Genomic DNA, 13,906 nt, shown 5'->3' on the forward strand with positions numbered 1-13,906 from the left:
GGGGGTTGCTAGTCCGATCTTGTCCTTATGCCGTTCAGGAACAGGCGCACGGCGGCCCGCACCCAGTCGTTCACCTCGGCGGCGCTCATCGGCTGGGGTGATCCCACCAGCCGGATCGGCCCGCCCAGCACCATCGTCATGAACAGGCTGGCTGCCATGTCCGGCCGGTCCACGCAAATCGCCCCGGCGCTATCATGCTGGCGCAGCAGATCGGCCAGATGGTCGTGCACCGGCTGGGCGCCCTGACTGTAGGACAGCATCAGAAGGTCGGGGAAGCGATAGGATTCGGTGGTGATGATCCGCCGCAGCCGGACACCCTCGGGCGTTGACAGGTCGGCGATGCGCAGCCGGGCGATCGCGACCAATATGGTTTCCAGATCGTCCCCGGCGATCGCCTCCAGCGCGGCGCGCGGCGTGGCGGTGCGCGCGATCGCGCGACCAACCGCTGCCATGAACAGCGCCGCCTTGTCGGGATAGCGGGCATAGATGGTGCGCTTGGTCATGCCCACGGCGGCAGCCACCGCCTCCATCGTCGTCAGCTCGAACCCCTTGTCGAGGAACATGTCGAGCGCGGCGTCGAGCATTTCGGCCTGGCGTGCCTGCGCCTGCTCGCGGGTCGGGCGCCCGGCGGCGGGGCGGGGGTCTGAAATCGGTGTGTCCATGACCAGCATCATTATGGCCCTTGCCGCCTTTTGCGAATCATGCATAATGATACGCATCAGGTGCTATTAATGCACCGGAGCCACAAGGGCAAGGAGCGGGATATGGGCGCGCAGGCCGATCGCCTCACCGGACTGGTCAGTTCGGACTATCGATTCAACATTCCCCACGCCGAATTGCGCGACGCGCAGATCGCGGCGCTGAACGAGCGGTTCCAGGAAAAGAAGGACGGCATACGCCTGCTCGGCCACCGCGCGCGGGAAGCGGGAATCAGCGCAGTCACCTCGCTCGACGACGCGGTGAAGCTGCTGTTTCCGCACACGGCCTATAAGAGCTATCCCGAAAACTGGCTGATGCAGCAGCGCTGGGACAAGCTGACCCAGTGGCTCAACACCATTTCGGCCCACCCGGTCACCGATATCGACCTGGATGGCATCACCGATGTCGACGACTGGATCGACCGGCTACAGGCCGTGGGCCATTATGTCTCCTGCTCCAGCGGCACCACCGGCAAGTCGGCGATGCTGATCGCGTCGCAGGCGGACATGGATTGGTCGAAGGTCGACACTGTCAATGTCTTCGCCTGGGGATCGGGCGTGCAGCCGGCGCAGGACCGCCGCATCATGGGCCTGGCCCCGGTCGCCAAGGTGCCCAAGAACGAGATTATTGGCGAGGCCCAGCGCGCGGCCTTTGGCGATCCCGCCAAGGACATGTTCCAATATCCGGTGCCGCCGATCACCGTCGGCTCGCTGACCCGCATGGTCGTGCTGCGCAAGGCGATGGCGGACGGCAGCGCGCTGCCCGGCGACATTGCCGAGTTCGAGGAAACGTCCCGTTTCCGGCAGGAGGCGATGGACGCCGCCGTCCATATCGCCGCCGATGCGATGATCGAGCATCGCGCCGACAAACTCTATATCGCGGGCATGTGGAACGCGCTCTACCATGTCGCCAAGGCGGTGCGGGAGCGCGGCTATAGCGCCAAGGATTTCAACCCGGACAACTGCATCTATATCGGCGGCGGCCTGAAGCGTGCGCAACTGCCGGACGATTATCAGCAGTTCGTGCATGAGACCTTCAACATTCCCGAAGGCCGGCATTTCCAGAATTATTCGATGCAGGAACTCAATAGCGGCATGCCCAAATGCCGCGAGGGCGGGCGTTATCATGTGCCGCCCTGGATCGTGCCGATGATCCTGGACAAGGATGGCGATGCGCTGATCGCCCATGATCATGATGGCGAGGTCGAGGGGCGGGCCGCCTTCTTCGACCTGTCGCTCGACGGGCGCTGGGGCGGGGTCATTACCGGCGACCGGATATCGGTCGACTACAGCCCCTGTGCCTGCGGCAATAGCGGGCCATCCATTCGCGACAATATAGCCCGCTATGCCGATCTGGACGGCGACGACAAGATCGGCTGCGCGGGTACCGTCGATGCCTATGTGCGAGGTGTGGCATGAGCGTGCTTGAACAGACGTCCCCGGTCGAAACGGCGGCCGAACCGATCCGCGTCGATCATTTCGTGCGTGGCAAACTGGTCGAGGGCGGGGCGGTGCGCCATCGCTCGCGCGATCTGGGCGTCGATTTCGCGACGCCGCAGATCGACCTCAATGCGCTGGTCGCGCCGCGATCCGAACTGCCGCCGCTGCTCGACGTGCCGGTCAGCGAGATCATCGATTTCCTGGTCGAGGCCGGACAGCGGATGGATTTCGAGACCAATCCCTATTTGCAGGCGGCACTCGAACATACGGTCAAGGTCAATCCGTTGCCGCGCCGGGTGGTGGAAAATCTGTTCCGCCGGGCCAAGCATTTCCTGACGCCCGAGGGGCTGCGCTGCAGCATCGAATCGAGCTTCCTCAACCCCGCCGCGCTCGACCGCTGGGTGGAGCGCACCGACATGCACGGCAATCGCGGCGCGCTGCGCGCCTTTCCACCGCGCATGGTGCATATGCTGGCCGGCAATTCGCCCACCGGCTGCATCTCCTCGATTGCGCAGGGCGCGCTGGTGAAGGCGGTCAACGTCTTCAAGATGCCGTCGAGCGACCCCTTCACCTGTGTCGCGATGCTGCGCACCATGGCCGATGTCGATCCCGATCACCCGGTCGTCCGGTCGATGTCGGCGGTCTATTGGCGCGGCGGCGACGAACGGATCGAAGGGACGCTCTATCGCCCGCAATATTTCGACAAGATCGTCGCCTGGGGCGGCGGCGACGCGATCAAGAATGTCATCAAATATCTCGGCCCCGGCATCCAGATGGTGTCGTTCGATCCCAAGACGTCGATCTCGATGATCGGGCCGGAAGGGTTCGATCCCGCCGTCATCGACGAGGTCGCCGATGCCGCCGCCACCGACGTCGCGACGATGAATCAGGAAGCCTGCCTCGCCAGCCGCTTCATCTTCGTCGAGGGCGATCGCGCTGGCGTCGAATCCTTCTGCGCCAGGTTGCAGCAGAAGCTCGGCCTGGATCGCGAAACGGCCTCGGCTGTGGCCCATCCGCTGCCGGTCGAGGTGCGTGACGAGATCGAGGTGCTGACCCTGATGGGCGACGACACCAAAGTCTGGGGCAAGCCCGATGGCCGCGGCCTCGTCATCCTGACCGACGAGCCGGTCGATTTCCACCCGAGCAACAAGACCGCCAATGTCGTCCATGTCGCGTCACTCGATGCGGCGGTCCGCTATGTGAATGTCGCGACCCAGACGATCGGCATCTATCCGCCCGAGCGCAAACTGGCGCTGCGCGACCGCCTCGCCAGCGCCGGGGCGCAGCGGGTCGTGCGGCTCGGTGGCGCGGCCAAGCATGTGATGGGCGGCGCCCATGACGGCATGTTGCCGCTGCAGCGCTTCGTCCACTGGATGAGCGACGAAGACGCCTGATCCTCCTCGATCGGGCGGGGAGGGGCCATCGCGCAAGCGATCCTTTCCCGCCCGCATTGCCTCCCGCGTCGAACCGGTTTCAAATCCTGCCCGGACAAGACGGCTCCAGCCGCATGATCGTCGCGCGCCACGACCGCGCCGCAACAGGTGAGGACAAGCGCATGGCAGACAGCGACCCGCATTTCGACACGGCTTCCGCCGTCACGCCGCCCGAGGCGCTGCCCTCCATGGCCTATCGCGCCTATTTCCTGCTGCTGATGGTGCTGGTGTCGGCCTCGGTCCAGGGTGAACGCTATCTAATGGTGGTGATGGTGGAGCCGATCCGCCACGAACTGGGCCTGTCCGACGCGGCAATCGGCATGGCCAAGGACATGATCATCGCGATCGTCTATATCCTCGCCATCATCCCGCTAGCGCGGCTGGCCGATGGCTGGTCGAAGCGCAAGATCGTCGCCATCGCCGCCACGGTGTGGAGCGCCGCCGTCATCGTCTGCGGCCTGGCGAAGAGCTTCTGGATCCTGCTCATCGGTCGCGCCGGCATCGGCCTTGGCGAAGGCGGCTTCACCCCGCCGTCCCAGGCCTGGATCGCAGACCTTTTCCCGATCCGCCAGCGCGCGACCGCGCTGTCCATCTTCCTGCTCGGCGCCTCGCTCGGAACCTTCCTCGGCCCGGCCGTCGGCGGCTGGGCGGTGCAGGCCTATGGCTGGCGCGAGACGCTGATTTTTGCCTCCATCCCCGGCTTCATCCTGGCGCCGATCGTCTGGTTCACCCTGCGCGACAGCCGATCGGGCCTGGCCGACGGCGCCTCGGCCGAACAGGCGCGGCCCGTGCCCTTCCTGCAGACCGCGCGCGAATTGCTGGCGATCCGCACCCTGCCGCCGCTGATCGCCGCCGCGTCGCTCAATGCGCTGCTGACCATGGGCTTCATCAGCTGGGCGCCGGCCTTCATGGAACGGACCCATGGCATGCCAGCCAGCCAGGCCGGGTTGCAGATGGGCGGCGCGCTCTTCTTCGGTTCGGCAATCGGCCATACGCTGGGCGGACCGCTGGCCGACTATCTCGGCCGCCGCGACATGCGCTGGTATGTCTGGATATTGATGCTGTCGGGCGCCTGCGCCACCGCCATCGGCTGGATGATCCTGACCGGGCCGGGCGAGCGGGTCTTTCCGCTCTATGGCCTCAACATGCTGCTGGGTGGCCTGTCTGCTGCGCCGCTGATGGCGGTGGTGGCGGGGCTGGTGCCCTCGCGCTCGCGCGCCACGGCGATCGCGGTGCTGATGGTGTCGATCCAGGTCGTCGGCCTGGGCGGCGGACCGGTGCTGGTCGGCGCGCTCAGCGATGCGCTGCGCCCGGTCTATGGCGAGGATTCGCTCGGCATGGCGATGCGCTGGGCGCTGCTGGTCGGCATTCCCAGCACCATCCTCGCCTGGTTCGCCAGCCGCAGCTGCCGCAAGGATTTCGCCGCGGCCGGCGGCTGGGACCGCAGCACCATGCCCGCCGCCATCCACTGACGCGAGGAACGCTGCCGATGCCCGCTTATATGATCGTCACCCGCGAAGGCCCGATCGCCGATCAGGAAGCGATGGACACCTATAGCGCGATGAACCGCGCCAATGCCGCGACCTTCGTCGCCCATTACGGCATCCGTCCGCTCGCCGTTTATGGCGCGCAGCAATTGCTGGAAGGCGACGGCGCGGACGGCGCGATCATCCTGGAATTTCCCGACGCCGCCAAGGCCCGCGCTTGGTATGACAGCCCTGAATATCAGGCGGCCTTGCCCTATCGGATGAAGGCAGCGCCCTATCGCGTGCTGCTGGTCGAGGGACTTTGAGATTCTCCATCAAGGACGCATCATGACCGACATCACCCCCCGTATTTCCCATCTGCCGCGCGACCAGTGGACCGACGACGCGCGCGAGGTTTTCGCCTTCTGGGGCGAACCCAATGCCTGGGAGGAAGGGTCCAAGACCAATGTCATGATGGTGATGGCCAACCATCCGCCGCTGGGGAAGGTCTATAATATCTGGGGCAAGCATCTGCTGATGGCGAACAGCCTCTCGACGCGTGCGCTCGAACTGCTGATCCTGCGCGTCGCCTGGCGGGTGAACTCGGCCTATGAGTGGCATAATCATGTCGGCTATGCGCTCAACGCCGGCATCACCCTGGAAGAGATCGGCGCGATCCGCGATTTTCCCGAAGGCGGCGACTGGGCGGAGCAAGACGCACTGGTGCTGCGCTCGGTCGACGAACTGATCGAGGACGGCAAGATCAGCGACGCCACCTGGAACGGGCTGGGCGCCCATTTCGACACGCGGCAGAAAATGGATCTGGTCTTTTCGATCGGCCATTATGTCATGACCAGCTGGGCGCTCTCCTCCTTCGGCGTCGGTATCGAGGGCGGGGCCGACCCGATCGGCTTCGACCTCAAGACCGGATCGGGCAGGACGCCGGGCAAGACCTTCAAGCCGGGCGAAAGTGACAATTGGACGGACACGCGCGGCTATTGATCGCCGTCCCCTTATCGCGCCGGTGATATGGCGGCGGCGGGCCGCTTTTGCGCATTGTCCGCCGCCAAAGGCGCGATAGCAGGGGAACAGATATTCGCTGTTTCAAAGGGGACACACCATGGCCACCGACATCCTGCTGCCCAAGATCGGCTTTTCCATGACTGAGGCGCAGATCGCCGAATGGCTGGCCGAAGACGGCGCGACCGTTGCCGAGGGCCAGCCGCTTTATCTGCTCGAAGCCGACAAGTCGGCAAACGAGGTCGAGGCGCCGGCCAGCGGCACGCTGCGCATCATCGCCCAGCCGGGCGAAACCTATGAGGTCGGCACTGTTCTGGGCACGATCGAATAAGATGGTGCTGCGCGTCGGCATTGTCAGCGCCGCCTGGGGCGCCTTCGCGCATCTGCCGGCCTGGCGCGCCATTCCCGGCGTCGAGGTAACGGCGATATGCACCTCGCGCGAGGAGACGGCCCGCGCCGCGCAGCAGCGGCTCGGCCTGCCGCGCGCCTTCTGGAATGCGGAGGAGATGTGCGCGGATCCCGACATCGATATTGTCGACCTCGGCACCCGGCCCAGCGTCCGCCTGCCGATGGTTCTGGCTGCGCTCGCCCATGGCAAACATGTCTATAATGCCAGCCCCCACGCCCCCGACTGGGCCGGGGCGAAGGCGATCGATACGGCCTGGCGGGGTGGCGGCAGCATCGGCGTGGTCGATGCCTTCTCGCAATATCTGCCCGCCCTGCGGCAGATGAAGGCGATGCTGGACGATGGCCATATCGGCGCGCCGCTCGGCGGCACCTGTCATTTCAACATCTCTCTGTTCAACCAGCCCAACAAGCTGTTCCCATATAACTGGTTCGCGCAGGCCGGGCAGGGTGTGTCGGCGGTGCGCAACAATGGCAGCCACGCGCTCTATCTGCTGCTCCACCTCCTCGGTCCGATCGCTGAACTGGTCGCCGACGACAGCCAGATACTCAAGCGCTGGACCTTCCCGGACGGCGACACCATCACGCCCGAAACCACCGATCTCGCCAATGTCATCCTGCGCTTCGAAAGCGGGCTGGTGCTGCAGATGCAGATCAGCTGGAGCATGGCGCTGCATGACGGTTTCCTGCTCGACCTGTTCGGCGACAAGGGCCGGATGGTCTCCACTTCGCCCACTTTCCCGACCGCACGCGACTGCACGCTGCGCGCCGGGCAACTGGGCGGCACGCTGGAGGATGTGGCGCTGCCCGATACGTTCAAGGCGACGCCCGGCATCGCCCTCGACTGGCAGAGCGAGCCCCAGCCCAGCTATCCGATGGCGCTGTCGATGCAGGCCATGGTGGACGCGATCCACGGCCGTGGCGTGGCCGCCCCGGACTTCACCCGCGCGCTGGAGGTCGAACGCATCCAGGAAGCGATCCGCATCTCCAGTGCCGAACGCCGCTGGGTGCGCGTGGCGGATATAATCTGACCTTCGTTAGCAGGCGATGAGAGACAGACAACACATCCTCCCCTGCAAGGTTCGGCAGAGGCGCGTGATTCTGCCGAAGGGGACCGGAGAAGCCGGTGGAAGGGTGTCTCGCTATCGAGATATGGCCCCCTCCCATCGCCCTATCGCCCTGTAAACTTCGCTGTCCGCTTCTCCTTGAGCGCGGCGATGCCTTCGCGGTGGTCGGCGGTGCGCACGCTGAGCGATTCATAGGCGATGCCGGCTTCCATCACCGCGCCGGCGATCCGCTTCAATTCCATGTTGGTCAATATCTTGGTCCAGCGGATCGCATTGGGTGCCCCGGCCAGCAGCCTGGCGCAGAAGGCATCGACCGCCCCGTCCAGCTGATCGGCCGGCAGGCAATGGTTGATGAGGCCGATCTCCGCCGCCCTGGCCGCGCTCAGCAGTTCGCCGGTCAGCAGATATTCCTTCGCCTTGGCAAGGCCGATCCGCTGCGCCCAGATGACCGCGCCGCCATCGCCCGCGACCAGGCCGATGCCGACATGCGGGTCGCCGATCTTCGCCCCCTCGGCGGCAAAGATGATGTCGCACAGCAAGGCGATCGACGCGCCCAGCCCGACCGCATGACCGTTCATCCGGCACACCACCGGCTTTTCGATATCGAGCAGGGCGGACACGATCCGCTTCGCCTGCCGCGCCTCATGATCGAACAGATGTGGGTTGGCGGCATTATGCTCCATATGGGCGATGTCGCCACCAGCGGAGAAGGCACGCCCGGCGCCGGTCAGCAGCACAACGTCCGAGCCATTGTCGCGCCCGGCAAAGGCCAGCGCCTCGGGCAATTCGTCATGCAGGTCGAGATTGACCGCGTTCAGTGCTTCCGGCCTGTTGAGGGTCATCACCAACAGCCGCCCCCGCCGCTCCAGCAGGATGGTGCGATAATCGGGCAGGTCATGGCTCATGCGTCTCTCCTCACGGCCTGCTCTAGCATGGCACCGCGCCGCTCCAACGTCGCCGTGGCGATGAGCGTGGCTTCGCCCTCCCCATCATCGCCCCGGCACGATAGCCCGGATGCACAGAAAAGGGAGAGCGGCGCATGGACGGGTTCGACGAGATATTCGACTGGGTGGTCGTGGGCAGCGGCGCCGGTTCGATGAGTTCGGCGCTGGTCATGCGCCAGGCCGGCAAGTCGGTCGTCATCCTGGAAAAGACCGACAAGATCGGCGGCACCACCGCCAAGTCGGGCGGCGTCATGTGGATTCCCGCCAACCGTTTCATGGCAGCCGATGGCGAGGCGGACAGTGCCGAGGCGGCGATGACCTATCTCGACGCGCTGCAGGCGCTGGACGGCCATCCGGCCCCCGGCACCTCGCGCGAGAAGCGCCTCGCCTATGTGACGCAGGCGCCGCGCGCGGTCGATTTCCTGGTGGATCAGGGGGTGGCGCTGCAACGCGGTTCGACCTTCTGGCCGGATTATTATGATGAGCAGCCCGGCGGCTGCAAGACGTCGCGCACCGTGGTGGCCAGGCCCTTCAACCGCAAGGAACTGGGCGACTGGGCCGACCGGTTGCGCCAGGGCTTTGCCGAATTCAACGTCACGCTGGTGGAGGGGATGGAGGCGCAGGGCCATCGTCGCACCAACAAGGCGTCGGGCAAGCTGATGGCCAAGATCGCGCTGCGCACCATTCGCGACAAGCTTTTGGGCCGCAAATATACCACGGCCGGGGCCGCGCTGCAGGGACGGATGCTGAAAGCCGTGCTGGCTGCCGGCGCCGATGTCCGCACCGATACGCCGGTAAGCGAGATCGTCGTGCAGGAGGGGATCGCCACCGGCGTCGTCACGGTGAAGGACGGCAAGCCCTGGCGGATCGGCGCGCGGCTGGGCGTGCTGGTCAATGCCGGCGGCTTTGCCCGCAACCAGGCGATGCGCGACCGCTACATGCCCGGCACCCGCGCCGAATGGTCGCAGACGCCCGAGGGCGATACCGGCGAGATGCAGCAGGAACTGGAGCGGATCGGCGGCCGGCTGGCACAGATGGACCAGATGGTCGGCTATCAGTTGACCCCCGCGCCCGGCTGGGACAAGGGCTATGTCGCGCCCGGTGCCCAGTCGATGACCGGCAAGCCGCACGCCATATTGGTCGATCAGGGCGGCACCCGCTTCATGAACGAAGGGGGCAGCTACGAGCTGTATTGCGAGACGATGGTCCGGCGGAACGCAGTCGTGCCGGCGGTGCCGAGCTGGGCGATCCTGGACCGTCAATATGTCGAACTCTACGCGGTCGCCGGCCGCTTCATCGACAAGGCGATTCCCGAAGGCTGGGTGGAAAGCGGCTATCTGCACAGTGCCGACACGATCGAGGGGCTGGCGTCCAGCATCGGTGCCGATCCCGCCACTCTGGCCGCGACGGTGGCGCGCTGGAACGGCTTCGTCGCCGCCGGCAAGGATGGGGATTTCGATCGCGGTGCGCGCGCCTATGACAATTGCGGCTTCGTGGGCGATCCCTTTTCCGCGGAACGCTCCATGGGCTCGATCGAGAAGGGGCCTTTTTACGCCGTGCCGGTCGTGCCGGGCGATGTCAGCACCTATGGCGGCATCGTCACCGATGAACGCGGGCGGGTGGTCGATGGCGCGGGCGCGCCGATCCCCGGCCTCTATGCCACCGGCGTCACCACCGCGTCGGTGATGGGCAATGTCTATGTCGCGGCGGGCGCCAGCATCGGGCCGTCGATGGTGTTCGGCTATATCGCGGCACGCCATGCGGCCGGGCTGGAAAATCAGTAACGAAGGAAGGGAATAGCCCGGAAAACCATTGCCCCCGACGCGGGGGGAGTGCGCCGGGGGCCTGGTAAGATGTCTCGGCCTGAGGGGGCTGGCCGGGACTATTCACAGATAGGAAGCCGTGGGCGGCTTTCAACCCGCGTCGGACGGAGAATTTTCATCCTGCGCATCGAACCGGGCCGGACGCGAGAGCAGGAAGGGCAGGCTGGGCGAGGCGATCTTGGTCTGGCCGCCATCGGCGTGGATCAGGGTCACTCGGCCGACCCCCGGCGAGGCCACGACCGCGACCACCGTATCGACCCATTGGTGCAGCACCGCGCGCGAATGGGCGAGTTCGTCGCCGCCGGTCCGGGCATCGCCTTCCGCCTCCAGTTCGGCCTCCAGTTGCAGCACGCGCTCGGCCGCCTCGCGCGCCTTTTCATTCTTGTCCATGCGTCCGTTCCAGAATTTAGAGTAGGTTTATCCCGATCTTGCCGAAAAATTGGCCGCTTTCCAGATGGCGGCAGGCATCGGCCAGACGGGTGAGATCATAGACCGCATCGACCACCGGCCTGATGCGATGCTGCGCGCAAAAGGCCAGCATCGCCGCATGCTCGGCGCGGTTGCCGACCGAGATGCGGGCGACCGGATGGCCGCCAACATCGGCCAGGTGCCAGCTGAACTCGGACCCCAGCATGCCGATCGCGGCGATCACCCCGCCGGGGTTGAGCAGCGATGCGGCGGTTTCCACCTGGCTGGCGCCGACCACATCGACGACGATGTCGACACCGCGCCCGCCCAGCGCCTGGCGGATCGCCGCCGGCCAGTCGGGATCGGTGCGATAATTGACGCTGATGTCGGCGCCCAGCGCGCGGGCGCGCGCCAGCTTCGCGTCGGAGGAGGAGGTGATGGCGACATGGGCCCCGGCCGCCTTGGCGAATTGCAGCGCCGCGATCGAGACGCCGCCGGTGCCCTGGCATAATATCCATTCGCCCCGCTGGATCGGGCGGGGCAGGAACAGCGCGTTCCAGGCAGTGAGGCCGGCGCAGGTCAAAGTCGCCGCCTCCAGATCGCCGAGCGCGTCCGGCACGATGCACAGGCTCTCCGCCGGAAAGACCGCATATTGGCGGGCGACGCCGTCGGCGCTGCCGCCCAGCATCGCCATGCTCGGCTGTCGTCCCTCCAGCCAGCCCAGCGCGAAGATCGGGTTGACCCGGTCGCTCGGCTTCACGCGCGATACGCCCTCGCCGACCGCGACCACCTCGCCGGTGGCGCAGGACAGCGGGACATAATCGGGTTCCTTGGCGAGTCCCGCCATCATGCCGCGGGCGATGATCAGGTCGCGGAAATTGAGCGTCGCCGCCTTGAGCCGCACCAGCGCCTCGCCCGGCCCTGCAACCGGGATCGGCACGCTGTGGATCGCGATCCCCTCAATCCCTTCGCCGCCTTTGGCGACGGCGGCCAGCATGTTCGTCATCGCGCGCTCTCCCTGCCGCCAGCTTGGGCCGATCGGACCGCATTGCAAGCATCGCCGGCCGCATATCGGTGGAGCGAAATCGCGCGGAAAAGCGACGCATTTTCGCGCCTTTTGGGGCGCGGCACCACATATCGCCGGGGCGAGTTGACCCCCGATGCCCGACGGCCAATGCAGGGGGCACATTCCATAGCCATCGAGGAACCCATGGCAGAGTTGAGCAACGCCCCGGCGCCGAGCCAGGAAGCGCTGGTGGACATCTACCGCCGCATGATCCGGATCGAGCGCAACGACGACGCGATCCGCAAGACCATCCGCCTGGGGCGGCTGGTCATGCCCTATTATTCGGCGCGCGGGCAGGAAGCGATCCCCGCGACCATCTCGTCGCTGCTGACCGACGACGACAAGATCTGCACCATCTATCGCGGCATCCACGACATGGTGGCCAAGGACATGCCGCTGCGCCCGCTCTGGGCGGAGATTGCCGGGCGCGTCGATGGCACCTGCAAGGGCAAGGGCGGGCCGATGCACCTCACCCATCCCGAAACCGGGGTGATGGTGACGACCGGCATCGTCGGCTCCTCGATGCCGATCGCCAATGGCCTCGCCTGGGCGGCGAAGCTCGATGGGTCGAAGCGGGTGACGATCGCCTATTTCGGCGATGGCGCATCGAATATCGGCGCCTTCCACGAAGCGCTGAACCTGGCGTCGGTGTGGAAGCTGCCGGTGATCTTCGTGTGCCAGAATAACGGCTTTGCCGAACATACGCGCTACGAGAATGGCACCTCGGTCGACTTCATCGCCAAGCGCGCAATCGGCTACGGCATGCCCGGCCATACCGTGGACGGCAATGATCCGCTCGCCATGTACGCCGCTGCGCATGAGGCGATCACCCGCGCCCGCGAGGGCGAGGGGCCGACCCTGCTGGAATGCAAGACCTTCCGTTTCCTCGGCCACGTCCTGGGCGACGACGACAAATATATGACCAAGGAGGAGAAGGCCGCGGCGATCGCCAAGGATCCGCTGCCCGCCTTCAAGACATGGCTGGTGGCACAGGGCCACGCGACCGAGGATCAACTGGCCGAGATGCAGGCGAAGATCGAGGCCGAGGTCGAGGATGCCCAGGAATTCGGGCTGGCCAGCCCGCTGCCGTCGGTCGACGAACTGCGCCGCGATGTGTTTGCCCAGGAGATGCCCGCATGACGGCCAAGAAGATGAACTCGCTCCAGGCCGTCAATTCGGCGCTCGCCCAGGCGATGGCGGAGGATGACAAGGTGCTGGTGCTGGGCGAGGATGTCGCCGACCGCGAAGGCGGCGGCGTCACCGGCGCCACCGCTGGCCTCTCGACCCGCTTCGGCGACGATCGCGTCAAATCCACGCCGATTTCCGAACAGGCGATCATCGGCGCGGCGATCGGCGCGGCGCTGGCCGGCTACAAGCCGGTGGCGGAGATCATGCTGATGAACTTCACCACCGTCGCCATGGACATGATCTTCAACCATGCCGCCAAGCTGCGCTTCATGTCCGGCGGGCAGAGCACAGTGCCGATCACCATCCGCACCCTGACCGGCGCGGGCTGGCAGACGGCCGGCCAGCATGCCGACCATCTGGAAGGCTGGTTCGCTCACACCGCCGGCATCAAGGTGGTCGCGCCCTCGACCCCGGCCGATTACAAGGGGCTGCTGCTCTCCTGCATCCAGGATCCCGATCCCTGCATCTTCATTGAATCCGCCGGCAGCCTGTTCATTCCGGGCGAGGTGGATGAGGTCGCGACGCCGATCCCGCTGGGCAAGGCGCGGATCGTGCAGGAAGGCACCGACATCACCATCATCTCCTGGTCGTCGCAGTTGCTGCGCTGCCAGGCCGCGCTACCGGCCTTGGCGGAGGCAGGCATTTCGGCTGAACTGGTCGACCTGCGCACGGTATCGCCCTGGGACCGGGAAGCGGTGCTGGCTTCGGTCGCCAAGACCGGCCGGGCGCTGGTGGTGCATGAAGCCGTGCGCGACTTCGGTCCGGGCGGCGAGATCGCCTCGACCATTGCCGAGGAACTGTTCGGCCAGTTGAAGGCCCCGGTCCGCCGGCTGGGCGCCCCCAAGTCGCCGGTGCCCTTCGCCAAGGTGCTGGAGGACGCCTATATCGTCTCGCCCGAGCGGGTGGCCGACGCGGTAAAGGCGCTGATGACCTGAAGATCGGAAGGCG

General features: G+C 66.1%; 14 protein-coding genes. 10 read left to right on the forward strand and 4 right to left on the reverse strand.

What is annotated here, in order from left to right; translation table 11 throughout:
• Nucleotides 1–8 precede the first annotated feature (8 nt).
• On the reverse strand, nucleotides 9–662 hold the full coding sequence (locus VHN57_RS22050; RefSeq protein WP_423285482.1) for a TetR/AcrR family transcriptional regulator: 654 nt from the start codon (nucleotides 660–662) through the stop codon (nucleotides 9–11).
• A gap of 102 nt (nucleotides 663–764) precedes the next feature.
• Between VHN57_RS22050 and VHN57_RS22055 the strand changes: the two genes are divergently transcribed.
• The 7 genes from VHN57_RS22055 to VHN57_RS22085 all read left to right on the forward strand — a co-directional run bounded on the left by VHN57_RS22055 (nucleotide 765) and on the right by VHN57_RS22085 (nucleotide 7,493).
• Complete coding sequence (locus VHN57_RS22055; RefSeq protein ID WP_423285484.1) at nucleotides 765–2,117, forward strand: hypothetical protein; 1,353 nt, start codon at nucleotides 765–767, stop codon at nucleotides 2,115–2,117.
• Nucleotides 2,114–3,532, forward strand: a complete 1,419-nt coding sequence (locus tag VHN57_RS22060; RefSeq protein ID WP_423285486.1) for an acyl-CoA reductase — start codon at nucleotides 2,114–2,116, stop codon at nucleotides 3,530–3,532. Before VHN57_RS22055 ends, VHN57_RS22060 begins: the two co-directional genes overlap by 4 nt.
• Before the next feature lie 113 nt (nucleotides 3,533–3,645).
• Entirely contained in the window at nucleotides 3,646–5,043 is a 1,398-nt protein-coding gene (locus VHN57_RS22065; protein ID WP_010335437.1) for an MFS transporter, read from the forward strand.
• Between the two features lie 17 nt (nucleotides 5,044–5,060).
• Complete coding sequence (locus VHN57_RS22070) at nucleotides 5,061–5,363, forward strand: DUF1330 domain-containing protein (RefSeq protein WP_004209480.1); 303 nt, start codon at nucleotides 5,061–5,063, stop codon at nucleotides 5,361–5,363.
• A 22-nt stretch (nucleotides 5,364–5,385) separates the two neighbouring features.
• The gene (locus VHN57_RS22075; RefSeq protein ID WP_423285489.1) at nucleotides 5,386–6,039 is read left to right on the forward strand and encodes a carboxymuconolactone decarboxylase family protein; all 654 of its coding nucleotides are present in this window, start codon (nucleotides 5,386–5,388) and stop codon (nucleotides 6,037–6,039) included.
• Nucleotides 6,040–6,157: 118 nt separating this feature from the next.
• Entirely contained in the window at nucleotides 6,158–6,388 is a 231-nt protein-coding gene (locus VHN57_RS22080; RefSeq protein WP_270091921.1) for a lipoyl domain-containing protein, read from the forward strand.
• 1 nt (nucleotide 6,389) lies between these two features.
• Nucleotides 6,390–7,493, forward strand: a complete 1,104-nt coding sequence (locus VHN57_RS22085) for a Gfo/Idh/MocA family protein (protein WP_423285491.1) — start codon at nucleotides 6,390–6,392, stop codon at nucleotides 7,491–7,493.
• A 140-nt stretch (nucleotides 7,494–7,633) separates the two neighbouring features.
• Here VHN57_RS22085 and VHN57_RS22090 read toward each other — a convergent pair whose 3' ends face one another.
• Nucleotides 7,634–8,434, reverse strand: coding sequence for an enoyl-CoA hydratase/isomerase family protein (locus tag VHN57_RS22090; protein ID WP_423285493.1), 801 nt, complete (start codon nucleotides 8,432–8,434; stop codon nucleotides 7,634–7,636).
• A gap of 134 nt (nucleotides 8,435–8,568) precedes the next feature.
• Here VHN57_RS22090 and VHN57_RS22095 point away from each other — a divergent pair, with 134 nt between their 5' ends.
• Entirely contained in the window at nucleotides 8,569–10,257 is a 1,689-nt protein-coding gene (locus VHN57_RS22095) for an FAD-dependent oxidoreductase (protein ID WP_423285495.1), read from the forward strand.
• Between the two features lie 129 nt (nucleotides 10,258–10,386).
• Here the strand turns inward: VHN57_RS22095 and VHN57_RS22100 are convergent, their stop codons facing one another.
• Together VHN57_RS22100 and VHN57_RS22105 are read right to left on the reverse strand one after the other, a co-directional pair.
• Nucleotides 10,387–10,686, reverse strand: coding sequence for a hypothetical protein (locus VHN57_RS22100; RefSeq protein ID WP_017500048.1), 300 nt, complete (start codon nucleotides 10,684–10,686; stop codon nucleotides 10,387–10,389).
• A 16-nt stretch (nucleotides 10,687–10,702) separates the two neighbouring features.
• The gene (locus tag VHN57_RS22105; RefSeq protein ID WP_423285498.1) at nucleotides 10,703–11,710 is read right to left on the reverse strand and encodes a zinc-dependent alcohol dehydrogenase family protein; all 1,008 of its coding nucleotides are present in this window, start codon (nucleotides 11,708–11,710) and stop codon (nucleotides 10,703–10,705) included.
• A gap of 204 nt (nucleotides 11,711–11,914) precedes the next feature.
• On the opposite strand from VHN57_RS22105, the gene VHN57_RS22110 reads away from it, so the two are divergent.
• Together VHN57_RS22110 and VHN57_RS22115 are read left to right on the forward strand one after the other, a co-directional pair.
• Entirely contained in the window at nucleotides 11,915–12,910 is a 996-nt protein-coding gene (locus VHN57_RS22110) for a thiamine pyrophosphate-dependent dehydrogenase E1 component subunit alpha (RefSeq protein ID WP_423285500.1), read from the forward strand.
• Nucleotides 12,907–13,893, forward strand: a complete 987-nt coding sequence (locus tag VHN57_RS22115) for an alpha-ketoacid dehydrogenase subunit beta (RefSeq protein WP_423285502.1) — start codon at nucleotides 12,907–12,909, stop codon at nucleotides 13,891–13,893. The genes VHN57_RS22110 and VHN57_RS22115 overlap by 4 nt, the downstream gene beginning before the upstream one ends.
• Nucleotides 13,894–13,906 lie beyond the last annotated feature (13 nt).

This window comes from Sphingobium salicis subsp. salicis (genome assembly GCF_049472635.1).
In the GTDB taxonomy this organism is placed as follows: domain Bacteria; phylum Pseudomonadota; class Alphaproteobacteria; order Sphingomonadales; family Sphingomonadaceae; genus Sphingobium; species Sphingobium yanoikuyae_A.